This is a genomic window from Nostoc sp. CmiVER01 (assembly GCF_034531135.2).
Classification (GTDB): Bacteria; Cyanobacteriota; Cyanobacteriia; order Cyanobacteriales; family Nostocaceae; genus Nostoc.
On sequence record NZ_JAVRBU020000001.1, the window covers coordinates 378728 to 404568 of the forward strand.

The window sequence follows — 25841 nt, forward strand, 5'->3', positions numbered from 1 at the left end:
AATTATAATTAACTTTAAAACACTGAAAAATGTAAGTTATTAACTGATATTTTTATATTAGTATTTAATCAAAAATAGAGGTGCAAAAATGTTTAATAATTTTTTGGAAACTAAGACAACGGTAATTAGTAAGATAGCTTTATTTGTAATCCCTGGCTTTGTTGCTTTATCTACTACTTTAATAAGTTGTACGTCAATATCTAATACAAATACAGCAGATCCTAAAGCAGAGCCAGTAGGGGCTAAGACTATAAATTTTAAAACAAAGTTGCTGCGAATAGGGTATCAAAGCTCTGGTGATTTAGTTAGAGTCAGAGGAGTTTTAGAAAAACGTTTGGAGCCTTTGGGCTTGAAAGTAGAGTGGGCGCAATTTGCCCAAGGGCCACAACTCATGGAAGCGATGAATGTGGGCAAAATTGATATTGGCTCAGTTGGAGAAACTCCTCCCATCTTTGCTCAAGCTGCGGGTGCAAGAATCGTCTATTTGGCTGGGAGAAGACTTGGCCCTAATTCAGGTAAAGGTAGTGCGATCGCAGTTCCTAAAGGTTCTCCAATTAAAACTTTAGCTGATATCAAAGGAAAAGAAGTCGTCTTTCAAAAAGGTTCTGCTTCTCACTATTTTATCATCAAAGCTTTAGAAGAAGTAGGCTTAAAATATACTGATATTAAAGTTTTGAGTATGCCCAATGTCGAAGCCCGTGGTGCATTTATTGAGGGAAATATTCCAGTTTGGGTAACTGGTGATCCTCACTTAGCTTTGGTAGAAAAACTCTACGGTGCGCGTGTACTGCGAGATGCCACAAATATTGGAACCCCAGGCGGATATTATGTAGGAACACGCGAGTTTGCCAAAGAAAATCCTGAATTACTTCGGATTATCTTGGAAGAAATTGATAAAAACGGTCAATGGGCAGAAGCAAATCGTAAAGAGGTAGCCAAACTCATTGCACCAGTACTTAAAATTGATCTACCCATTCAAGAAATAATTTCTGGACGCGCTACTTATCGAATAAAAGGAATTACTCCAGAGTTGATGAAAGCTCAACAAAGTGTTGCAGATTTATTTTATAACGAAAAAATCTTACCCAAAAAGATTGATGTTCAAGAAGCATTACTCACGCCTCAAGAATATGCAGCTATTACTCCACCAACACTAATAAGTGAAAAGTAGAGAGTGATCAAATATGAAGTTTGTTTTATTAAACAAACTAGAATACCAATTTCCTAAATGCAAAAAGAGATTAGCTAAATTAGCACAATCTTAATTTTTAATCATAAGTTGGTGTTCTAGGAGGTTTAAATAGCAACTTTCTATTATCTTACTTGCTGAAAGAAAGTAAGACTGACAACGTAAAAGCTAAAACTTACAAGGAAAATCACAACTCATGATCAAGCCATTTCAACCACAACGCCGTACAGTTTTAAAGCGTATTGTCCAATATTCAGTACTCGGACTGTTAACTTTATCATCTTCCTTAGTGGGTAGCCTTGTGCAAAGCACCCAAGCGCAGACAGCCACAGAACTTAACTTGGCATATCAAGGTTCTGGTGATCCTGTCAAGTCTAAAAAAGTTATCGAGCTACGTTTCAAAGCATTGTATCCAAACGTAAAGGTAAATTGGGTTGGGCCATTTGCAGCAGGGCCGCAATTGATAAAAGCGCTGAATGAAGGTAAAGTGGATATCGGTACTGTCGGAGAGACACCTCCAATATTTGACCAAGCCGCACGCCCAGGCCTCATCCCTGAAGTTGTCTATCTTACTGGACGCACGCCCACCGATGGTACAGGCCAAGGTATTGTGGTGAAAGCTAATTCTCCCATTAAGAAAGTAGCGGATCTTAAAGGTAAGAAAATTGCTTTTCAGGTAGGGTCGAATGCACAGTATTTACTAGCAAAAGCTTTGCAAGAGGTAGGGTTAAAAATTAGCGATATTCAAATCGTTGCTTCGACTCCAACTGAAGCCCGCGATGCCTTTCTTCAAGGCAAGGCTGACGCTTGGGTGGCTGGCGATCCCCTTTTAGCTGCTGTGGAAAATACTACTCCAATTCGGAATCTGAGAAATGCAAAAGGAATTAATACTCTCAACGGGTTTTATATTGGCAGGCGTGCATTTGTCACCCAAAATCTGCAATTTGTGCGAGTGTTTTTAGAGGAAGCAGAGAAGGTAGGAGAAGCGCTTGAAAAAAACCCAAGCGATTATGCCAAGCTTTTAGTTGATGAACAGAAATTAGATCCAGCAGTTGCACTAAAGGTGGCAAGCCGTCGTACTTATAAATTGAGAAAAATCACACCTGCGCTCATTGACCTACAGCAGGGCGTTGCTGATTTCTATTTTGATCAAAAAGTCATCCCGGTTAAGGTTGATATCAAACAAGGGGTTCTTTCTGATCTACAATATAAAGCGATCACACCTGATAATATCAAGTAAGGGTAAACAGGTAGCAGGTTTATTCAGCTATTAACTTGGGTGGCTGTATTGGTTTGGCAAGATACTTGTGAAATCATGCTGAAAGCACCTATTACACTGTAGCGTAAGTTTGCTTACCTTTAGCAACGGGCTTAACAAGTTAGTTGAGCAACTTGTTAAGCCTATTGTCTGGTTAATTGAGATGGATAATAAATAGATTAGCGAAAATCGAGGAAGAAAAAGCAGGCGATCGCTAACCTCCTTACAGATGTGATTTGGGACTGACGATTAGTTCTAACTAAAATATTCCAGTAATGAAAATACCATTTATTCCCCAACGCCGCACAGTTTTAAAACGCATTGTCCAATTTTCTATATTGGGATTGTTTATATCAACTCCCTTAATAGGTAGCTTAGTAAATAACGCTCAAGCACAAAAAAAAGCTAATTTTACTGCTAAAGTTATCAACTTGGCATATCAAACTTCTGGTGATATTGTCAAAGTCAAAAAAGTTGTTGAGCCACGTTTCAAAGCATTGGGTGTGACTGTAAATTGGGTTGGGCCATTCCCAGCCGGGCCGCAACTAATAGAAGCGATGAATGCAGGTAAGGTGGATATCGGTAATGTGGGAGAGACACCGCCAATATTTTCGCAAGCCGCAGGTATCACAGAAGTTATCTATATTGCTGGACGCACACCCAGCAAAGGTGCAAACCAAGGTATTGTAGTCAGAGCTAATTCTCCAATTAAGAAGATTGCGGATCTTAAAGGTAAGAAAGTTGCTTTTCAGAGGGGATCGAATGCACACTATTTATTAGCAAAAGCCTTGCAAGAGGTGGGGTTAAAAATTAAGGATGTTAAAATTGTTGGTTTGACTCCATCTGAAGCCCGTGACGCTTTTATTCAAGACAAAGTTGAAGTTTGGGTAGCTAGTGACCCTTTTTTGGCTCTTGTGGAAAAAATTATTCCAATTCGTAATCTGAGAAATGCAGCAAAAATTAACACTCTTGGCGGCTTTTATCTTGGTAGGCGTAAATTTGTTACCCAAAATCCTGAATTGGTGCGAGTATTTTTAGAGGAAGCAGACAAGGTAGGAGAATGGGCTGAAAAAAAACCAACTGAAGTTGCCAAAGCTTTTGCTCCCGAACTTAAATTAGATATATCAGTTTTAGAAAAGGTAGCACGCCGACGTACTTTTAGGTTGAGAAAACTAACACCTAGCATTATTGCCGAACAACAGCGCGTTGCTGACTTTTATTTCCAAGAAAAAATCATTCCCCGTAAAATAGATATTAAAGATGCGATCCTTCCTACTCAACTTGATGTGGCTATTACGCCTGTTCGTCTCAAGTAACGTAAACAGTTACAGACAGGTTTATTCAGCTATTAAATTGGCGATCGCATCTACTAATTCGGCTGGCTCTACTGGTTTGGCAAGATGCTTGTTAAATCCGGCTGCAAGTACTTGCTTGGCGTTCATTTCTCCAGCATAGGCGGTGAGTGCGATCGCTCGAATTTGCCCTCCTTGTTCTGTTGGTAGTGTTCTCAACTGTCGCATAAACATACATCCATCCACTTCTGGCATCCCAATGTCGCTTAAAAGTATATCTGGCAGAGACTGGCTTAAAGCGGCTAGTGCTTCATTTGCTGATGCCACTGCTGTCACATTTGCCCCATACTGCTCTAATAAGAAGGCAATAAATTCTCGCGTATCTGCATCATCATCCACTACTAAAATATTGACACCATTTAAATTTGAGGATGTCTCTGAGTCGCTACTGTCTGGTTTAATCTCTATTTGATTTTGAATCAATGGGAGTCTCACGGTAAAAGTTGCTCCCTGATCTTCGCCCCTGCTTTCTACCTGCACTGTCCCGCCATGCAGTTCGACTAAGTGACGAACGATCGCTAACCCTAATCCCAATCCACCAAACTTTCTGGTGGTACTGCTGTTCTCTTGGCGAAAATATTCAAACACATAAGGCAGAAAATTAGGATCAATGCCCTTCCCAGTGTCGCTGACGATAATTTGAGCATAAAGCGGGGAGTGGTTTGGTGTTTCTTTACCCCCTACTTGTTCGAGTCGAATATCAACCCGTCCCCCCGCAGGTGTAAACTTAACTGCATTTGAGAGCAGGTTCCAAACGATTTGCTGCAATCGGCCGGAGTCACCCAAAACTTGCCCTAAATGTGGTTCCAGGATGATGTGCATCTCAATTGACTTAGCTTCTGCTGACAGCCGCACTGTTTCCATTGCTGCCGAAATCACAGATGTCAAATCAACCGGGTAGATATTTAAGCTAAGTTTACCTTGTAAAATTCGGGAGATATCCAGCAAATCTTCAATCAGTTGAGCTTGTAACCTAGCATTTCGCTCAATAGTCTTCAGCGCTTGAGGAATTGTCTTTTCATCAAGTTTTTTGGTTTGGAGTAGCTTAGACCATCCTAAAATTGGGTTGAGTGGCGATCGCAATTCATGAGAAAGAACTGCTAGAAACTCGTCTTTAATTCGGTTAGCGTTTTCTGCTGCTTCCCGTGCCGTTTGCTCTGCCTCGTATAAACGCGCTCGTTCCATTGCTTGAGCGCACTGCTGTGCTAGTGCCAGAATGAAGGGTCGATCATCCTGATTAAACTCTTGAAGTTCGTCAAAAGCTAGAGACATGCCACCTATGGCTCGTCCCTCGATAATCAATGGAATTGAAATCCAAGCTCCGTAGTCAACCTGGGCGTATTCCTGAGCTAGATGTGAGTAACGAGCAATCCTCGCTGTTGTTGACTCTTGCCAGATGGGCTGCTTGTTTCTCACTGCTTCTGCCAGTGGTACGGATGTATGAATAGAGAATCGACGCCATTTATCCATCGCTTTCTGTTCATAACCTACTGCACGGACAATTTCTAGTTCAGTGCCGCTTTTAGTCACTAGTGCTACTAAAGCAGAACTAGCTCCCAAAGCTGCCATACCTTGCTCTACAATTACTTCAGCAACCTGTGCCGGAGTGAGAGATTCAGAAAGTGCGGCAGTAATGGCTTGCAGACGCGCAGTGCGAGATGCTGCCCGTAAAGCCGCCTGTTGAGATTGCTGTGTTTCTGTATATAGTCGAGCATTATCAACGGCTACGGCAGCCCGGCGAGCCAACTCCTGGGCTAACATTAGGCTTTTGGTAGGGTAGCGACGGACTGAAGAAGATACCAAAGTCATAGCTCCCAGCACCCTTCCCCGAACTATGAGGGGTACACTAATGCCGGATGTAGGATTTAGTTCTTGCAAAATTTTTAGATGACTGGTATTAAGGCTTATCTCTTGTATCTGTTCATCAGAAATAAAATGAGTAATTTGTGATTTGCCTGTCTCTATTACCTCAGCAATACCTTTTTTGAGTGTTAAATCAGGTGGATAATTTTGTAACTGTTCTACTAATTCTTGTTTTTTTGGATCGGCATGGGCTGCTGTAACCCGGCGAACTAATTGATTGTCACAAATAATATCAACTAAGCACCAATCAGCTATTTCAGGCACTACCAAACGCGCTAAACTAGCTAAGGTTGTCTCGTAGTCTAATGATGCAGCCAAAATTTCACTAGCTTCAGTTAGAAAACGCTGCTCTACCTCCACCTGCTTGCGCTCTGTAATATCCCGCGAAGACGCTTGCATTTCTAAAATTTCTTTAGTTTGGCGATCGCGGATAGCTCGAATAGTTGCTTCTAACCAAATATAATGTCCGTCTTTGTGACGAGCACGGTGAGTAACAGTATAAATATCAGGTAAATCGGCATTGATTGGATAATTCCTGGCAATCTCTGCCAAATCGTCAGGGTGAACTAACTCTTGGCTGTGATTACCTACTAATTCCTCTGGTTGATACCCCAATACTGTGTAGCAAGCTGGTGAAATGTACAGAAGAGTTCCATCTACTCTGTGGCGGGAAATAATATCCGTTGAATTCTCAGCCATCAGCCGAAAACACGCCTCACTCTCGCGCAGTTTTGCCTCTGCCTGCTTGCGTACATTAATGTTACGGAAATAAACTGATAACCCTGTAGATGAAGGATAAGCGCGAACCGCAAACCACGCATCAAAGGGTGGGTAATAATCTTCAAGCTCAAGCGGCATTCCTAGAGCAACTGCCCTTTGATAAAGCTGACCAAAGCTAGTATTAGCCAGTTCTGGAAACTCTGACCACAAATTTTTTCCAAGCAGATCCTCGCAGGAACGCCCTAGAGTTCTGCTTCCCTCATGATTGAGGTAGGAGAAGCGCCACTCACTGTCAAAGGCAAGAAAGCCATCAGTGATACTTTCTAAAATTTTGGTAACTTGCTCTTTGGCAGCTTCAGCCTCTACACGAGCCGCTTGCTCCCGCTCAAATAGTTGTTCACGCTCGACTTCTGCTTGCTTGCGATCAGTAATTTCTTGACAGATTGCACCCACCCAGGTAATATAACCTGGTAGTTGAATCGGATAGTAATTCACCGACCAATGCCGCTGCTTTCCAGGCGCGGCGGGTGTCTCTCCACTGGCCTCTTGGGCAATAGATTCTCCCGTTTCGATCACATGGTGGAAAGCTTCCATGACCGCAGAATCTACCCCCGGTAGCACTTGGGCGACAGTCTTACCGATATGCACTTCTTGGGAAAAACCGTTAATTTCAGCTAAAGCATCATTCAAGCGAACGTATCTTAATTTCTCATCCCATAAACCAATACCTATAGGTGCATTATTTAAGAGGGTATCAAGTAGAACATTAGCTTCAATCAAGCGAGTCTGCTCTGTTTTCAGTAGCGCCAGCAATTGCTCACGTTCTGCCTCAGCTTGCTTGCTATCGCTGATATCTACGCACATTCCAACCCATTCCTCGATTTCGCCTGTTTCGTCGAGTATCGGTACACCGCGTATCTTCATGTAACGGTATTCGCCATCATGCCGCAGAACACGATACTCGGCAACTGCAACGCTGCGTCCAAAAAAAGCCTGTCGCCAAATACCAGCTACAGATATACGGTCATCTGGGTGCAGTGCATCAACCCAACCCCATCCTTTGTATTGTTCGGGACTTTGCCCAGTGAACGCCTCCCAAGTCGGAATCTCCTCAACAACGTTGCCCCAAGGTCCGGCGCTCCAGACAATGGATGCGCTTGCTTCTGCCAGTGAGCGGTAGCGTGCTTCACTATGACGCAGATTTTCTTCTACTTGCTCCTGTTCGCCCAAATATTGCCGCAAATCTGTAACCTCTTGAGCTTTTAGATGATCAATTAAATCTTGAACAAGGGGAAAATTTTCTTTCTCAATCGAGACATCTGAGGTTTCAAAAATCTAGCGACGTGTCCATTCGTTTTCCCATCGGTTTATACTGTGGAACGAAACCCCTAATATTGTTCCCAGTTTTACCTGTGAAAGTTTGAGGCACTACCGAGTCTAACGAATTTATGCAATCCTTGGCTGTTCGATTGCAGGCATAAGCTTAATATATTTTTATTTTTATAGTCGATATTGGAATATAGCAGATGCTATAACTCTCACTACATCTATCTAGAGTTATAGAGGTTGTAAGTTGATGATTATGTACTACATCAACTATTAGGCAACCTATTTAAGCTAGTAATAGAGTTGTTTCAATCTAGGGAATGAAAACATGAAGGTTTGGCTTGCCTGCTTTTTAGTGCTGTTTGCTTTGGCGGAACTGTTTGACTGGTTAAAAAAATTTAATTTGCCATTACCTATCTATATTTTGGGTGGCGCTTTTTTAGCTGTTGCTTCTAACTATGATAAGATATTCGACTCCTATTTTGCTGATTCAAGCATTGAAGCATCACTCGAACAATCAGAGTTAGATTCACTAACCCCATCTACTAATCCTATTTCTTTTCCAGTTGCCAGTCCTGTTGAAGATGCTCAAACATTTCAAACGGATGATTAGCTACATAGCGCGTAAGCGTAGAGCGTCGTAGACATCGCTTGTCTACTCTCTAAGCAACAAGTAAACTGCTACATTAATACATTAATATAGAAGCTCAGGTTAATCAGCTTTGAACCTAGAGTCAGAAAACTAACTTCTGCGCCTGTAACATCTACCCAATTCAGGCTACCGCCGCAACGCCGTGATTAGTAGACTATTAGAAAAATTCCGTGTGCCTTTTGTCAAAGTTCAAGATTCCCGTGAAACTTCCAAGAGCAAAAGCTGGTTGCAAATGATTTTAGTTACCAGTGTAGGAGTTACCGCCTTTATCTGGGGAGTTCGGGAACTCAAAGGGTTGCAGCCTTGGGAGTTGAGAGTTTATGACCAAATGTTGCGATCGCGTCCACCAGAAGCACCTGAACGGCGAATTTTGCTGGTAAAAATCACTGACGAGGATCTTAAACAAGGTAAATGGACTATATCAGATCGTAGAATCAATCAGCTATTAAAAAAAATAGAGTCTTATCAACCGCGAATTGTTGGTTTATATCTTTTTCAACCAGAAAACAAATATTTGGTGGCTAATTTGCAAAATCAAGATAACATCTTCAGCACCTGTTTATTCAACACCTTGGGTAAAGATGAAATGCCACCACCGCCAAATTTTCCTATAGATAATGTTGGATTTGGTAATGTGGTTGCTGACAATGAAAACGACCAAATTCTCCGCCGCAGTTTGTTATTTGTCCACTCTCCAGAAGAAAAATGTACAACACCATTTGCATTTGGTGCGCTCATAGCAATTAATTATTTAGATAAACAAGGCATTGAATACAATTTCACAAATAAAAAAGAATTTCAGTTAGGTAAAATTATATTTCCGCGTTTACAACCGAATTCCGGTAGCTACGAACATCTGAATGCAGATGGTTATCAAATATTATTAAATTATCGTCATCCCAACAGCATTGCCAACCAAGTAACCCTCACACAAGTCCTCAGTGGACAAGTCAAACCCAGTTTAATCAAAGACCGCCTTGTAATTATTGGCACTACAGCAGCTAATTTCTCTCAAAGTAGCTTTTATACACCCTACAGTGCTTTGCCAGATCAACCACCCAGAATGCCCGCTTTGCTTATTCATGCACAGATAGCAAGTCAACTCATCAGTACAGTGTTGGATGGGCGACCTATAATTTGGTATTGGCCAGACTTGGCAGAACTTATTTGGGTGTGGAGCTGGTCGCTTTTAGGTGGAATTATAGCATGGCGGTGGCAAAATCCGTTGCTGTTGCTGCTGGTGGTCGGGACAACTTTACTTGGTTTAGTAGTAATCTGCGTTGTTTTGTTTTTGCAAGGCGGATGGATACCATTAGTTCCCTCTGCTTTGGCTTTGGTGATTAGTAGCATCTGTGTGATTGCTTATACTAGCTACCAAAATCAGCAGCAAACTCAGGTGATTATTCTGCAAGTTGAAAAACAACAAGAAGCGATCGCTCAATTAAATGTACTCTTAGAAGATAAAACAGCACTTCCCGACTCGTCTGTTGATTTTACTCCCCCAGTTGATTCACCAGAAATAAAATCAGGTGATTTGCTTTTGGGTGGACGCTACAAAATCTCTCAAGTTCTCGGTGCAGGTGGATTTGGCCGCACTTATTTAGCACGGGATACTCAACGCCCAGGGAATCCGATTTGTGTAGTTAAAAAGTTAATGCCAGCCCGTCAAGATACACGATTTTTGCAAGTTGCTCGCAGGTTGTTTAATAGTGAAGCTGAAATTTTACAATCTTTGGGTAAGCATCATCAGATTCCCGAACTACTTGCTTATTTTGAAGATGACCAAGAATTTTATTTGATTCAACAATATATCGAGGGACATACCCTAAGTGAAGAATTACCACCTGTGCAGAATGTGCAGAATGAATCATTTGTAATCGAGATGCTCAAACAAGTTTTAGAAGTTCTAGAATTTGTTCACCAGCATCGAGTGATTCATCGTGATATCAAACCGGCTAATATTATTAGATGTGCTGAAGATAATCGCTTAGTATTGATTGACTTTGGTGCAGTCAAATTGATGCAACCGCCAAGTAGTGAGCAAACAGAATTAGCCACAGTAGCCATTGGGACGCGGGGTTATACACCTCCAGAACAATTTGCTGGTCATCCGCGCTTATGCAGTGACATTTACGCTTTAGGAATGATTGCCATTCAAGCCATAACTGGGATACTACCCCAAGACCTCCACCCAGATCCAGAAACGGGTAATATTATGTGGCGGCAAACGCTGCAAGTGAGTGAAGAATTAGCGGTGATTTTAGATAAAATGGTTTGCTATCATTTTAGCGATCGCTATCAATCAGCCGCCGCAGTTTTACAAGATTTGAAACGTCTTTAGGTTAAGATTATTGGTGGGTGTTATGGTGTATAGAGACGTTGTAATGCAACGTCTCTACAAAGTTTATCGATAGATACTTAATTATTAATGCTATTCATCTTTAGCCCATATTGACCTTGTTTTTCTATAATCTGAGTCAATATTTTGTGGCAATGACAGTCACTTTCACATTGATGTAATATGTCTTGTGGAGCAATTGAACTAGAACCTAAAGCCAGACATATTTTTCCAGTACAAGTAAGCTGTTTCCCGCTTCAGCGCCAAAGGCCGTGCTGATAAAGCTGGCGATGTAGCTGACAAATGGGGGCATTGTCGCCACCACAATCAAGATCCTTAGGTAAAGACGCGATTCATAGCGTCTCTACAAATGGTCTATTTGTGGCATTCTTTTTTCAAATTGGTATAACACTTTATGTCTACATTCTGAGCCTATAGCTTTTCGGATATCTTCCCAAATTTCTGATTAACACTTATGGCAATACTCCTCGATTGAGCCTAAGCATTACCCAACGAATAGCAAAATACCATTTTTTCCTACAACAGCTTTCTTGTGGAGCGTTGTTGCCGGAGTGCAAACCAGTATAATAGCCTGGATGTTCTTTAAAAAATAGCTAATCTACTCTTCTCTTAGCGTCCTTTGCGCCCTTTGCGGTTCGATATCCTAAATCATGTCCACTCAACCCACAATCCAAAGCATATACACCGATGGTGCTTGCACCGGAAACCCTGGCCCTGGTGGTTGGGGAGTTGTCGTCTATTTTAGCGATGGTTCAATCCACGAAATGGGCGATGCATCCCCTCATACCACTAATAATAAAATGGAAATGCAAGCTGCGATCGCAGCCCTCCAATTTTTGCAAACATCTCAACAAACCCAACCTATCACCCTGCATACCGATAGCGAATACCTAATTAACTGCGTTACCAAGTGGGTGAAAGGCTGGAAAAAGAAAGGCTGGAAAAAATCAGATGGTAAACCCGTCCAAAACCAAGAGCTTTTGGAAACTCTTGATGAACTCAATACCCAACAGGTAAAATGGCAACACGTTAGGGGACATTCTGGTAACATAGGTAACGAACGTTGTGATGCGATCGCTCGCACATACGCTAGTGGTAAAATTCCTTCGCTACAACAATTAACTCCGACAAATTTTTATAAATCTTTACCTTGCAAAAATGACCTAAATGTAGCAAAAGTAGCTGATTATGAAAAAAACTCTCGAATAGTTAACCAAAGTCCCCAACAAATCAGTACTTCTGCACTAGAAATAACCGTTATGGAACCATCTATTGGGCCAACTGCGGCCGTAACCGATGAAAAACCGCCAGAAATCAGGGTTTCGCAACTCCGCAGCTTGGTCGAAACTCTGCGTATCGCTGACGAAATTTCAGAGAAAGGCTACTTAATCACCAGTTCTGAGTTAGCAGACTTGATGGATGTCCACGCCAGCGCTGTTACCAGTCGGGGAGATCAATGGCGCTGGCGCAACTGGATAGTGTCACGGGTACGCCGTGAAGGAAATCAAATTCTTTGGGAACTGGAACGCGGGGATCAAGTAGGAGGTGAAGAGGAATAGGCAGCAGGGAAGCAGAGGGGACAAGGGGACAAGGTGACAAAAGTTTACAGCTTCCAACAAGTCTTTCCCCTTGTCCTCTTTCCCATGCCCAATGCCCCACTCATAACTCACCACTATATTTCCGTCCCCGCCACTCGCGTGGCTTGCGGAACGCAGATAAGAAGATTCGCAGCACAGCTAAGGGATCGGCAAAAGGGGAAAGCCAGAATAACCAGCAGCCCTTAGCGCTTTTACGATCATAGGAAGGTGCGATCGCAATTAGCATAGCAAAGCGAATTATCACCAAAAATAAATTTAGTCCCAGCAGAAGAAGTGGGGGAGTGGGTAACGCGATTAATCCCGTTTGTAGCGAGTACGAGAGCGGGGGAGAAATCAGCAAAAAAGCGAGGACTATTAAAAGAGGTAGACCTTGAACAGATGTAAGTAGCCATAAATCTCCCCACAACTGCGAACGAGAAGTTGCATCTTTGAGATCAAGACTCCGCCCCCATTCCTTCCACGTCTCCATCGCCCCTTCATACATCCGTACTTTTAGCACCTTTGCGCCATCTAAAAAGCCTACCTTATACCCTTGAATAGCAATATTTCGCGCCAAAGTGACATCATCACAAAAAGAACCACTCGCACTGCTATAGCCACCCACAGCAGCTAAAACAGAGCGGCGACACAAAAAACATTGCCCATTTGCCATCACCCGTTCTGGCTGCTCTGTATTGATCCCAGCCGGGTCAAATCGGTAAAGCAGAGTCATCAACAAAGCCGGTTGTAGCCAGCACTCTCCCGGATATTTGAGGATGAACTGGGGTGAAAGGGAAACGAGATCATAGCCCTGTGCTTCGGCCGTCTTCACCAAACCAGCAACCAAACCAGGATGCGGTTGAATATCAGCATCCAGCCCCAAAAACCACTGACTACCCTCAGAGCTAAATAGAAAACCGTTATGCAACGCCCAAGGACGCCCCACCCAACCAGAGGGTAAGGGATCATCTGTCATCACGCGAAAGCGCGGATCTTTCTGCTGTGTTGCTTTTACTAAGTCCGGTGTACCATCAACAGACTTGCTGTCTACAACAATAATTTCCCGAACTTCGTAGCTTTGATGACTTAAACCAGCCAACAACGGGCTAATACGAAGCGCCTCGTTCAGCGTAGGAACGACGACGCTAACCTTACCCAAAAGCTCCAGTGTCGGCTGTTGCGGTTCTATTGGAGGAAGCCGTCTTGGCCCCTTTAGCAGGCGCGAAAACAGAATCGCCGTTGCTGGTACTTGGATAAGTAGCAGTAAAAGAGAGATGGCGCTTTCTACCATCAAAGCGTTGTCATTGGTCATTGGGCACTTGTACTGAGCGTTCGCGTAGCGTCTCGTAGAGAAGTCGAAGTATTGGTCATTAGTCATTCATTGGGCATTAGGCATTGGGAAAGAGGAGGCAGTTCTTGCTGGAAGCAGAAGGCAGAAGTTCTTTAATTTTGAATTGATTTCTCCCTCTGCTCCCTCATCCCCTTATTCCCCACTCCCTACTCCCTACTCCCTAATTTATCGACCTATTTCAAGGCAACTTTAACGCTTCTTGCCACTGAGACTTCCTTGTTTGCTGGTTCAACAGCAACTGGAGTGGGAGTGGTTGAACTGCTTAACCACAGAGCCACAGCAGGAGTCACACCAAACAATAAACCGAGCAACACTGGGATGGAGAATCCAGCGGCCAAGCTTAGTCCGGCGGCGAAGGCAAAGTTAGTTAAATAAACGACTAAGGGTAGATTAAGTTGCGATCGCTCTAATTTAATCGAAGCGTTTCTCCACAAAAATCCTGCCACAGTCATAAACAAAGCACTAGTACCAAACCAACCTGCATAGTTCTGGTAAGGTGTGCCAAAGAAAGCTCCTGGATGTTCCCAATACCAAAAAGGTAGAGAAGTTTGACTCATCGCTGGCTCAAGGGCAAAATCCCAGCAAGTGAAGAGTAAAGCACCAACGGCTATAGCCGCAATATGGCGTCCCCAACTGGGTTTTTGTGCCACTTTCAAACCAGTTCTTGCAATTAAATAAGACGACAGCCCAACATAGAACCAAGATAAAGGAATTGTGAAAGGAACTAGCCCCGCAATTTTATAACCCAAGCCACTCAAGTAGCTATAATCACCAAATGGAAAACCCGTGCTGGTTCCTAGTAGTTCACTACCCAAGGAAATAAACATAGCCGGCAGCATAAATCCTAGCCAAGTTCCTAATCCCAGCGTCCGGTAGGCATAAATAGAGACAGCTATTGTCCCCAAGATGATATCAACTACACCGCCACCTGCCATACTTAACTGTACAGCAGTTTCTCCAACCTGCGATAAATTGAAAAGTATTTCAGCATTAGGTACGACCAGTAGCATCCCTACCAGTCCAAAGGCTTTTGACACGATATGACCAATGAGGCATACGCGTTCAGCAATAACAAGTTGTCTCATGATAATTCCTTAACAAGATGTGACACGCGGCTACTCGGCTGCTAACAGTTTACAAATGTTTAACAACATATTTAACTACTTTGTGCCGCAATTCTCTACAAACTTGTTTGGCTTTCTTGGGAAGAGCATAACAGCCTATTGATTGAAGCTATAAAAATATGATGATAGATTTACTAGTCTAAGCTATATAGTCAAAATCTACATAATTTCATCTGTAAAAATTTCTAGTTTATTGTCCCACTGATACCCGTATGATGAAGAACTCCTTCCGATGTAAGGATCTGGTTGAGGCAGGACAATCACCATAAGACTTCTTGGCATTTGTCGGGAAAAGGGTAAGGGGGAAGGGGGAAAAGTTCTGTATTGTCCCGTTCCCCTTTAACCTTTACCCTTTACCCTTTTTCCCTCTTTTGCAAAAAGCACTTTTGCAAGAGGTCTATAGATTAAGCAAGCTCTACAGTAAGTGTGAAGATTGACACATTTATCCCCAAAAATCACGGCAAGGGTTACTAGGTATACCGTAATCTAGAGGTTGTTGATAAACAGCTTCTAACTTAATGACTAACAGACGCCAATTTTTAAAAGGGGTGGCAGGGCTTTCTGGCTTATCTTTAGCTGGTTGTGGCTGGAGGCTAGCTGAAGTACGTGCTAATTCTAATACTTCGGGTCAACGTGACCAACTTTATATCTTTACCTGGACGCAATATACCGACAACCAATTATTGAAAACCTTTAGCACCCAAACAGGCATGAAAGTGCTAGCGGATGTTTATGATTCCAATGATGTCATGCTGGCTAAGTTGCAAGTTGGAGGCGGTGGGACTTACAGCATCATTTACCCATCCGATTACATGGTGCAGAAGATGGTAAACAAAGGTTTATTAACAGAAATAGATCACGATCGCTTAATCGGTTTAGAGAATTTATTCCCCCGGTTTCAGAATCCTAGCTATGACCCGAATAACCGATATAGCATCCCTTTTAACTGGGGGACAACAGGTTTACTTTATAATTCTGAAAAAATCAAAGATGCACCACAAGACTGGGATTATCTTTGGCAAAACCAAAAGCAACTTAATCAGCAGATGACCTTGCTCAATGATGTTCGAGAAGTTATGGGTGCGACATTACGGATGCTAGGTTACTCTTACAATTCAAAAAATGAACAAGAAATCAAACAAGCTTATGAAAAGTTGAAAGTTCTAAAACCTGCGATCGCACGTTTTGACACAGACGCTTGGCAAAATCAAATTCTGGCAGGAGATTTACTATTGGCAATGTGCTATTCAGCAGATGCCGTGAGAATTTCTCAAGAAAACCCTAAACTCAAATATGTAATTCCTCGCAGTGGTTCTTCATTATGGACAGACACTATTGTAATTCCTAAAACAGCCCCTAATTTAGCTGGAGCTTACGCTTGGATTAACATGATTTTGCAACCAGAATTAGCAGCCCAAATCAGTAAACGTCTGAATATTTCTACGCCTAATAGTGCTGGATTTGAGCAATTGCCAAAAAAAATCCAAAATAATCCTAATTTATTTCCCTCCGAGCCACTTTTAGCAAATTGTGAACGTGTTAGTCCTGTAGGAGAATTTGAAGAGGTTTATGATCGCTATTGGACTCAATTAACTAGTGGCTAAAATAGGAGAGACGCGATTAATCGCGTCTGTTAGGAATTAGGAGTTATAAATAGTGAATTTTAAAAAAAGTGATATTTCTAAAATACAAGAATTGCATCACCCACGAACGAATTGGCTGCAACCTTTGGTATTACTTGCACCATCTGGGATTTGGTTATTGCTTTTATTAGTGCTACCAACTTTGATAATTTTCCAGTTAAGTTTAGTTGCAGACATCCGGCCAGGAGATTTGGTCAATCCCAACGGATTCAAAAACTACATCCGCATATTTGACCCCCTTTATGTGCAAGTAATTGTGCGATCGCTGTTTTTTGCGTTTGGTACTACAATAATTTGTTTAATTTTGGGCTTCCCTGTCGCCTATTGGATTGCTCAGATAGCACCGCAGCGTTGGCGGAATTTGCTACTATTAGGCTTTGTCTTACCTTTGTGGACTTCTTCGTTACTTCGTTCTTATGCTTGGATTACAATTCTTCGCCCTACTGGTTTATTGAACAGTTTACTCAGCAATTTAGGCTTACCTACTTTGGAATTACTTAACCAGAGTCAAGCTGTATTTATTGGTATGAGTTACAGCTTGTTACCCTATATGGTTTTGATTTTATATGCTTCTCTCGAAAAGCTAGACAAGCGGTTGCTAGAAGCGGCGGCTGATTTAGGTGCAAATCCGATAGAAACTTTTTGGCAAGTAACCGTACCGCAAATTTTGCCTGGAATTGCGGCTGCTTCCATGCTTGTATTCATCACAGGCTTAGGGGATTTTGTCGATCCAGAATTACTTGGTGGTGCTTCTAGTATGACGGCGGCACGGTTAGTTTATAACCAGTTTCTGGGAGCAACACAAAATTGGGGATTTGGTTCAGCTTTAAGTATGACGTTAATTTTGCTTGTTAGTATTGCGATCGCACTTTTAATTAAGTTTGGCGAGACTGCGCCCAAACGCTAAACTTTTCGTCACTTATATATAATAAGGGCATCAAACGCCAGCGAGACAACGGTTATGCGTCTCACCTGATCTCAAAAATGCGTTACCAACTACTGATGAACTTCCCTGTTCAGACGATACGCCAGTGGATAACGAAGATCAAAATTTTTTGCCCAATATTTTACTCTTCTTACTCAACTCCATTTGGGCAAATCGTATGGATTTGGTACTTCGGAGTAGATATGGCAGTATATCACACCACAGGAGTAAATCCCAGAGTACCTGTAGTGCCAGATGCTTTTTTAAGTGTGGGAGCAGAACGGAAAAAGGGTAGCAAATCACGTAAAAGTTACGCGGTTTGGGAAGAAAATGGGGTAATTCCAATATTCACATTAGAAATGGTATCCCACACCCCCAGAGGTGAATACGACGAGAAGCTAGATATATACAAAAAACTCGGTGTTTTGTACTACGTAATTTATAACCCTGAGTTTTGGCAACGCGACCAACATCAACCCTTTGAAGTGTATAAGTTAATAGATGGAAACTACCAACTACAAATAGGTGAACCTTATTTGATGCCAGAGGTGGGGTTAGGTATTGGGCGACACCAAGCTGTAATTGCCGGCATACAACAGGAGTTTTTATGTTGGTATGATGAGCGAGGAAATCGCTATTTGACAGATGCAGAACAGGCAGAACAGCAGCGACAAAGGGCCGAACAGTTAGCGCAATATTTACGTTCTATAGGTGTAGATCCAAATAATCTACCTAGTAATTAAGGCGATCGCATTTCCCAAAATATCAAACCGCAATGCAAGATTCATTAGTTATTAGTCAAATGACTAATGACTAAATGGTTTAAATCATCTGTATTACTATTAATTAACTCCTTAATTGTAGAAAGAAACTCATGCTCTAAATAAGGCTTAGTCAAATAAGCTTTTGCACCTAATTCTTGAGCAAGCTGGCGATGTTTTTCAGCGCTACGAGAAGTGAGAATCACTACAGGTATTTTTGCTAAATTGGGGTATTGACGGAAATTGCCCAACAACTCAAAACCATTCATTCGTGGCATCTCTAAATCGGAAATGACAACTTGTATTTCTGGATGTAACTGTAACTTTTCTAAAGCTTCTACACCATTTTGAGCTTGTATTACTTGATAACCAGATTTTTGCAGTGTGAGAGAGATAGTTTGGCGCAGACTAATTGCGTCATCTACAACTAAAACAACTTTTGGTAATTTATTCTCTGTTTCTTGAGAGTAACTGGATTGGGTTCCTTTCGGTAATTTATAATCTGGCTCTTGAGAGTAACTCGGTTGGGTTTCTATAGGTGAATTGTTATCTGACTCTTGAGAATAACTGGGTTGGGTTTCTATGGTTGTCGTAGAAGTAGAAGCAGCAAGTAATGGTGTAGATGAAAAAGTATGTCCTGATATTGCTAAGGCTTTTTTATTTGACAAAGAAGGTACTGGTAGCGCCATGACATCAAGTGTTGTTTGTTGAAGCTCACTAGATACCAGGAATGAAGCATCAATCACTAAGATGAGATTACCATTAGCTAAACTACTACAACCATAAATGTATTTTGGCGGTGCGATCGCATTTCCTAAAGGTCTAATTACCAGTTCTTGTTCACCAATTATTTGGTCAACTTCTAAAGCAAATCTTCCCTGATTTCGTCGTAGCAAAAGCACCGGATTTTTTGCTATGCTTGGGTCGTGATTACTTGATGTGTTGTATAAGGTATCATCATTAAAGCATGAATCATTATAACTAATCAACTTTGAAAGTTGACGGAGGCTGACCATAGTTTCATCATCGTCTGTATTCCAATATAAGACTTTTTGACCTTCTATTTCTTTTATTTGCTGCTCAGAGGGAATCAATATTTTTTCGATACTGTCCAAAAGAAGGGCATATACAACACCTTTGGCTTGAACTAGCATTAATTTTTCGGTAGTCATAGAAAAAGGAATTTTGAGTATGAATATTGTTCCTTGGTTAGGTAAGGATTGAACTGAAATTGATCCATTAAGTGCGTTCATCTGAGTCCGCACGATATCTAACCCCATACCGCGCCCAGAGATTTCACTTACTTTAGCAGCAGTAGAAAATCCGGGTGAAAATATCATGTCTAAAAGTTCAGATTCGACCAGATTAGAAGCATAGGTTTTAGTTTTTTCTTCAGTTTGTATGGGATAAAATTCAGCAGCTTTTCTGCGAATTCTATCTAAATTTAATCCCTGTCCATCATCTCTAACTTCAATAACAGTTTGGCTACCCTGATGATAGGCGCGGATTTCGATTAACCCTTGTTCTGCTTTACCAAACTCTCGGCGAAGTTGCGGAGATTCAATCCCGTGGTCAAAAGCATTACGTACTAAATGTAACAATGGATCGTACAGTTTTTCTGCGATCGCTTTATCAACTAGTACTTCAGTACCACTAAGTTTCAATTCTACAAGTTTGGCATGAACATTCCCCAACTTATTTACCATGTGGGGGAAGCGATTCAGAATATTGCCCAAAGGCGACATTCGTGCTTCTACTAAGCTATCTATAATATTAAGAGTTAAATTTTCTTGTTTGTCACTAATTTGGACAGCTTGCGTCACAAGCAAGTCAAGAGATTCTGTGGTTTCTTGTAGTTGTAGAGTCTCTTCTATTGCTTCATGCAATGTCATCTGAAAATCTGTATATACATCCATTTCTAAAGAGTCAAAATTCACTGCAAAATTTTGCGTTTGTTGTGAGGCAATATTTTGTTTTTGTAATGGTAAATCACGTAACTCATTTAAAGTTGTTTGGTGTCTACTGAGTTGCTGGATTAATTGGTCAATTATTTCTTTGACTTGTTCATTTTGCAAACTATGTCGTTTTTGGTAAATCAACGATTCTCCAGCTAGATAATTGAGGTGTTGCAGTCTCTCTGTATCTACTCGGATAAAAGAAGGTTGGCGAAAGTTTTTAGTTTGAACATACTCTGATTTATCTTCTGTTTCTTTGTTGATTTGTGTCGCTAAATCAGGTATGACTTCAATAGCTGTTTCAGGAAAATTTACAATTTCCTGCTCATTGACAGTTAAGGAATCACGCTTTACTGAAGAATCATTCGTGGTTGTCACCACTTGCTCTGTAAGATTTTCGTTAGCTTCTTCTCCCCATATTGCCTCTAGTAGGTTCTCAGTTGTTTGAGAAGGATCATTAGGTATTTCTTTAAGAACTAACAGTGTTTGTAACTTGGGATTATCAAGCCAGTTTTTCTCTTTATTAGTAACAGGAGGATAGTTTTTATATTCTTGGGCTAATCTATGAATTTGGTTTTGTAATATTTTAATGACTGATATGTAACTATCAGATATGTCAACAGAATGCTGAAATTTTGTAACGGCAAATAAAATTATTAAAATTATCCCATTTCGATAAATAGTAAGGCTTTGACTATCTTCTTCATCTTGAACAAAATCAAGAAACTTTTGTAGCCAGTTATCGATATAATCAAGTAAATTTTCTTTTTCTAATCTGGGAACCATTAAATCAAAATTAAGCTCTGCTTCTGGTATTTTGATTTCGTGATTAAACCAGCCAAAAATGTAACGAATGACTTTTAAATAAAACTTGGCAGTTGTTGGCTTTACTGATTCATTTTTATTATTATCAGATGTAGTGATAAATTGGTAAAATTGTTCTTCTGAATTATTTTGTAATTCTTCAGATAACTCATTATTTACCACTGTCGTGAGTTTTTCCAAAGCTGGAGAAGTTTTTCCGCCAGAAGTGCGATCGCCTTCTAATACCAATTTTTGTGCTTGTTGCAAATCTGCAAGAGCAATTTCTGCAATTTGCTGCACCTGAGTGGGGTTTGCTTGCAGCGCTGACAGAATTGTTTGAGAAATTTCTCCCAATCCAGGTAAATTTAGAGATTCTGCTAAACCGAGAAACACCTCAGCTTGAGAGTGTAAAAACTCGATAAATTTGTCATGACTTGGTGGATTGTTAACAGCTTTAGCAATACTGTTTAGACGTTGCTCTACTCCCACTTCAAAAACGGACTGGACAATATCAAATCCCAGTTCTTCAGAAGTAGGAATATGAGTTTCAGCACCAAATGCATCGCCCAGCTTTTCTTGCAACTGTGCAAACACTGAAGTCGCTCGATGGAGTAATTCTTCATCATTAACAGTACTGCCGATTAATTCGGTATTTAATGCTATGCTAAGACACTCATAAGCTTGTAACAAAAGTGTTTGTAATTCGGCATCAACTACCACTTTTGGATTATATAAAGCCTTAAATACATCTTCTAAAAAATGGGCTATCATCTTAATTACTTCTAGCCCAACATTAGCAGCACCACCTTTAAGCGTATGAGTAGCTCGCATTAAGTTATGAACTTTAGCAGTACTGTAATCTTCTGATAAGCTAAATAATTCTTGTTCAATAATCTGGACTAATTCTGGGGCTTCAGCCAGAAAGTAGATATATCCTTGTTCGCGGATTTCGTTATCTGTGATCATAAGTGGGGAGTGGAGAGTGGGGAGTAGGGAGTGGGGAGTGGGGAGTGGGGAGTGGGGAAGATTGAAATTTACGTCTAATGTGAATTGAGTAGTTGAAAACCTTTCAGTTTCGTTGATAATTCCAAAATCATGGTTTTGTCCAAGCCTGAAACCCTTATGGAAAAATGGGATTTTTTAATTCACATCAAATGTAATTCCCTATTCGCTACTCCCCTTATTCTCTAAAGAACGAATCAAAGCACGGAGTAATCTTCCTACAGATTCACATTGCCTCAAAATAGGGGTGACTAGTTGAGTATCTGTAAGTCCAACTTTGGCTCTAGCTGATAGTAATAAGTGAGTTTCTAGTTCTTTGAGAGAGCCTTGTGCTATTCGGAGAAATTTTATGTATTTTGGGCGATACTCTCGCCCATAGCCCTCAGCTATATTTGCTGGAGTTGATACAGCTGCCCGACGAATCTGTGAAGTCATTCCGTAAAGTTCCTCTTTTGGAAATGCAATCGTTAGCTGATAGCAAGCTTCAGCTAAATTCATGCCTTCTTGCCAAACTATTAAATCTTGATAAGATCGAATTTCAGAAACTGTCATTTGCCACTCCCCACTCCCCACTCCCTATTCCCTACTTCACTTTAAACTTACTAGCAGTTGTTAATAAATCTTGCGCCATCCCTGATAAATCTTGGAACACACTAGCAATTTCTTGAGATTCTGCAAAAGTCTTATTAGCAATTTCTGCTACATCTTGCATTGATTTTGTGACTGTTACAGATTGCGTCATTTGTTTTTGAGTCGCTGCGGTAATTCGCTCGATTAGCTGGCTAATTTCGGCAGTTGCATAAACGATCGCATTCAAGTTTTGGCGAGTATCATTGACCAGATTTGTACCTTCCACAACCTGCTGAATACCAGTTTCCATCGCTACTGCTACTTCTCCGGTTTCTGCTTGAATCTCTTGGACTAATTTTTCTATTTCGATGGTTGCTGCTGCTGACTGGCGAGATAAAGAACGGACTTCATCAGCTACAACTGCAAAGCCTTTACCATATTCACCTGCACGGGTGGCTTCAATAGCTGCATTCAAAGCCAGCACGTTTGTCTGTGTGGCAAAATTACCAATCAAATTAACCACTTTGGAGATTTTTTGCGAAGATTCACTGAGGCGTTTAATCTTCTTGCTGGTTTGAGCAACGGTTTCACGAATTCCTTGGATTGCTTTTACAGTTAAGTTCATCGCAGTATCGCCAGACTCAACAGTTTCATTGGCTTGTTGTACCGCTACTTGCACTAACTCAGCATTCGTCACTACAGCTTGAGTAGAGTCTACCATCTGTTGAATCTCACCTAAAGCTGCGGTAATTTCCTCAGATTGTTGTTGTGCTAAATTAGTCAGTCCCGTTAGTGAAGCCTCGCTGTTACCGGAAGTTTGGGCAACTTGTTGAGCAGCTCCCTGTACCTGAAGAACGATTTGCCGCAGTGCTTGCAGGGTATTATTATAAGCATCGGCGATCGTGCCTAATTCGTCTTCTGTAATGGGTGCGCGTACTGTTAAGTCGCCGTTGAGGGCGGGTCTAAGGGCTAGTAAAAGTTGAATAGATCGTTGTTGTAGTAATTCTTTGGCTGCCTTTTCTCGCGCTGCGGCTTCTGCTAATTTGGCTGACTGTCCTTGTACTTGTTGCAAATATTCAGTCTGTTGTAATGCTAGCCCTAACTGGTTGCCAATGCGTGCTAACAAGGTGACTTCCGATTCATCCCAATCACGAGTTCCAGAATTTTGATAAGCTGCTAGCAATCCCCACAATTGTTCCCCAGCAAATACAGGAACAATTACATAAGCTTTAACTTCAAATTGCTCTAAAATCTCAATGTGGCAAGGAGAATGACCTACCTGATAAATGTCATTAACAACAAAGTTTTCTCCTTGGGCATATCGACCTCCTTGAGTTTCTTGTAAGTGGGTATCTTCCCAGACAGTTTTGATATCGGGGCCTACCAGTTTTACCCAAGTATGAGCTACTGATTCTGCTACAAATTCACCACTCCAATTAGGGTTGAAGCGATAGACTGCGACGCGATCGCATCGTAATAATTGCCGTACTTCTTGATTGGTTGTTTTGAAGATTTCTTCTACATCTGAAGATTGCCGAATGCGGTTACTGATCTTAGTGACAGCTTTCTCTTGTTCCGCTATCTGAGCTAGTTTGTCAGATTTCAACCGAACTAATTCCAAATAATCTATCTGTGATTTAGCTAGGCTAAATTGTAAGCTAGTCTGAACCAAAAAGTTAACTTCCCAAGTTTCCCACTCACGGGGGCGAGAATTTTGATAAGCTGCCAGCAAACCCCACAATTTCTCCCCGAAGAATATAGGAACAATTATGTAAGCTTTGGCTTCAAACTGCTCTAAAATCTCAATATGGCAAGGAGCAAGCCCTACTTGATAGATGTCATTAACAACAAAGTTTTCGCCTCTGACATATCTACCTCCCTTAGTTTCTTGCAAGTAGGTATCGTCCAAAACGGTTTTAATATCAGGGCCTACCAGTTTTGTCCAACCAGTACCCACAGACTCAGCCACAAATTCGCCACCCCAGTCAGGGTTAAAGCGATAGACTGCGACGCGATCGCATCGTAATGATTGACGCACTTCTTGAGTGGTTGTTTTGAAGACGCTATCTACATCTAAAGATTGTCGGATGCGACCTACTATTTTAGTAAAAGCTTTTTCTTGTTCAACTATTTGAGCTAGTTGCTCAGATTTCTTATGCATCTGTTCTAGATATTCGCCTTGTGAGATAGCCACACCAAATTGCAGTCCAATTTGGGTAACAAAGCTTTCTTCCCAAGGTTGCCAATCACGAGGCCCAGAATTTTGATAAGCTGCCAGCAAGCCCCATAATTTCTCTCCAGCAAATATGGGTGCAATGATGTAAGCCTTCATTTCATACTGCTCTAAAATATCAATGTGGCATTGAGCATGACCCATTTTATATATGTCTTTGGCCACATAGCTTTCCCCCCTGGCATAACGTCCTCCTTGGGTGTCTTGCAAGTGGCTATCTTCCCACACCATGTAAAAATCGGGGCTGACCATTTTTACCCAGCCATTACCCACTGACTCAGCGACAAACTCGCCACTCCAGTCAGGTTTGAAGCGATAGACGGCGACGCGATCGCATTTTAGTAATTGCCGTACTTCTTGAGTGGTTGTTTGAAAAAGCTTATCGACATTTGATGCCCGCAAAATTTTGTCGATGACTTTAGCTACAGATTTTTTTGCTAGTATGCGCTGCTGTTCTTCTCTTTTGAATTCAAAACTCTGTAATTTGTATATGAGTTCTGTTGTAATTTGAGATAGTAGGCTAATTTCTACTTCTTGCCACTGCCGTGTTGATAAGCAATTATTTACTACCAGTAATCCCCATACTTTACCTTCTACTACAATCGGTAAACTCAAACTAGCTTTAATTTGAAATTTATCTAGGAGTTGCTTTTGATAAGGGGTAAGTTGAATCTGACTGACATCGTCAATAACTACAGGTTCTATATAGTCTTGATTGGTATATAAACCAAAAATAATTCCGGGAATATTTTCGCCTAAAGTTGGTGTCCAACCTAATGTTCTTGATTCTGCTAAAACATTACCTAAATCAAAGGAAGTAAACTGATAAATTAAGGCGCGATCGCAGCCAATTTTTTCTCTAATTTGCGCTACAGTAATTTTGAGTAGTGTATCAAGGTCTGGCGCTTGGCGCATGTGAGTTGCGATGTCTTGCAACTGTCGCCGCCAAGTTTTAAATTCCTGAGCGATCGCATTTAACAAAGATATTTCATTGCCAGCAATATTTGTTATATTAGCGTTCCCATTCAGATTTTCTACTTCAGAGATTAGATGCTGATTTTCCTGGCTATTGTTATACAAAAATGTCATTTTATTAACCTCAAAATTTATTAGAGTAATAGTTGGTTATTAGACAGGTAACAAGGAACTAGTATCTGGCTAAAAAAGATTAAAAATC

Annotated in this window: 14 protein-coding genes and 1 pseudogene; 9 read left to right on the plus strand and 6 right to left on the minus strand. The window is 41.2% G+C overall.

Going from position 1 to position 25841, the window contains the following annotated elements; genetic code table 11:
* Positions 1-88 precede the first annotated feature (88 nt).
* From RMZ43_RS01400 to RMZ43_RS01410, 3 genes are all read left to right on the plus strand, one after another.
* Positions 89-1171 (plus strand): sulfonate ABC transporter substrate-binding protein, encoded by a 1083-nt coding sequence (locus RMZ43_RS01400; RefSeq protein ID WP_322654148.1) that lies wholly within the window; start codon positions 89-91, stop codon positions 1169-1171.
* 214 nt (positions 1172-1385) lie between these two features.
* On the plus strand, positions 1386-2429 hold the full coding sequence (locus RMZ43_RS01405) for an aliphatic sulfonate ABC transporter substrate-binding protein (protein ID WP_322654149.1): 1044 nt from the start codon (positions 1386-1388) through the stop codon (positions 2427-2429).
* Positions 2430-2722: 293 nt separating this feature from the next.
* On the plus strand, positions 2723-3763 hold the full coding sequence (locus RMZ43_RS01410; protein WP_322654150.1) for an aliphatic sulfonate ABC transporter substrate-binding protein: 1041 nt from the start codon (positions 2723-2725) through the stop codon (positions 3761-3763).
* 21 nt (positions 3764-3784) lie between these two features.
* Here RMZ43_RS01410 and RMZ43_RS01415 read toward each other — a convergent pair whose 3' ends face one another.
* Positions 3785-7624 (minus strand): hybrid sensor histidine kinase/response regulator, encoded by a 3840-nt coding sequence (locus tag RMZ43_RS01415; protein ID WP_322654151.1) that lies wholly within the window; start codon positions 7622-7624, stop codon positions 3785-3787.
* A 412-nt stretch (positions 7625-8036) separates the two neighbouring features.
* Between RMZ43_RS01415 and RMZ43_RS01420 the strand changes: the two genes are divergently transcribed.
* The 3 genes from RMZ43_RS01420 (at position 8037) to rnhA (ending at position 12278) form a co-directional block, all read left to right on the plus strand.
* Complete coding sequence (locus tag RMZ43_RS01420) at positions 8037-8321, plus strand: hypothetical protein (RefSeq protein WP_322645826.1); 285 nt, start codon at positions 8037-8039, stop codon at positions 8319-8321.
* 181 nt (positions 8322-8502) lie between these two features.
* Positions 8503-10701, plus strand: coding sequence for a CHASE2 domain-containing serine/threonine-protein kinase (locus RMZ43_RS01425; protein WP_322654152.1), 2199 nt, complete (start codon positions 8503-8505; stop codon positions 10699-10701).
* A gap of 668 nt (positions 10702-11369) precedes the next feature.
* Positions 11370-12278 carry a ribonuclease HI gene (gene rnhA, locus RMZ43_RS01430; protein WP_322654153.1) on the plus strand — a complete coding sequence of 303 codons (909 nt, stop codon included), beginning with the start codon at positions 11370-11372 and terminating at the stop codon, positions 12276-12278.
* A gap of 100 nt (positions 12279-12378) precedes the next feature.
* Here the strand turns inward: rnhA and cruG are convergent, their stop codons facing one another.
* Entirely contained in the window at positions 12379-13608 is a 1230-nt protein-coding gene (gene cruG, locus RMZ43_RS01435) for a 2'-O-glycosyltransferase CruG (RefSeq protein WP_322654154.1), read from the minus strand.
* 212 nt (positions 13609-13820) lie between these two features.
* A complete protein-coding gene (gene cruF, locus RMZ43_RS01440; protein ID WP_322654155.1) occupies positions 13821-14732 on the minus strand; it encodes a gamma-carotene 1'-hydroxylase CruF in 912 nt (303 codons plus the stop codon).
* Positions 14733-15289: 557 nt separating this feature from the next.
* On the opposite strand from cruF, the gene RMZ43_RS01445 reads away from it, so the two are divergent.
* From RMZ43_RS01445 to RMZ43_RS01455, 3 genes and pseudogenes are all read left to right on the plus strand, one after another.
* Positions 15290-16375 carry an ABC transporter substrate-binding protein gene (locus RMZ43_RS01445; protein WP_322654156.1) on the plus strand — a complete coding sequence of 362 codons (1086 nt, stop codon included), beginning with the start codon at positions 15290-15292 and terminating at the stop codon, positions 16373-16375.
* A gap of 52 nt (positions 16376-16427) precedes the next feature.
* Positions 16428-17321: an ABC transporter permease gene (locus tag RMZ43_RS01450; RefSeq protein WP_322654157.1), complete on the plus strand. Its 894-nt coding sequence runs from the start codon at positions 16428-16430 to the stop codon at positions 17319-17321.
* A 58-nt stretch (positions 17322-17379) separates the two neighbouring features.
* Positions 17380-18082: pseudogene (locus tag RMZ43_RS01455) on the plus strand (Uma2 family endonuclease); the annotation flags it as partial.
* 44 nt (positions 18083-18126) lie between these two features.
* Here RMZ43_RS01455 and RMZ43_RS01460 read toward each other — a convergent pair.
* From RMZ43_RS01460 to RMZ43_RS01470, 3 genes are all read right to left on the minus strand, one after another.
* Complete coding sequence (locus RMZ43_RS01460; protein WP_322654158.1) at positions 18127-21825, minus strand: hybrid sensor histidine kinase/response regulator; 3699 nt, start codon at positions 21823-21825, stop codon at positions 18127-18129.
* A 198-nt stretch (positions 21826-22023) separates the two neighbouring features.
* Entirely contained in the window at positions 22024-22413 is a 390-nt protein-coding gene (locus tag RMZ43_RS01465; protein ID WP_322645834.1) for a four helix bundle protein, read from the minus strand.
* A 31-nt stretch (positions 22414-22444) separates the two neighbouring features.
* Positions 22445-25753 carry a GAF domain-containing protein gene (locus RMZ43_RS01470; protein ID WP_322654159.1) on the minus strand — a complete coding sequence of 1103 codons (3309 nt, stop codon included), beginning with the start codon at positions 25751-25753 and terminating at the stop codon, positions 22445-22447.
* Positions 25754-25841 lie beyond the last annotated feature (88 nt).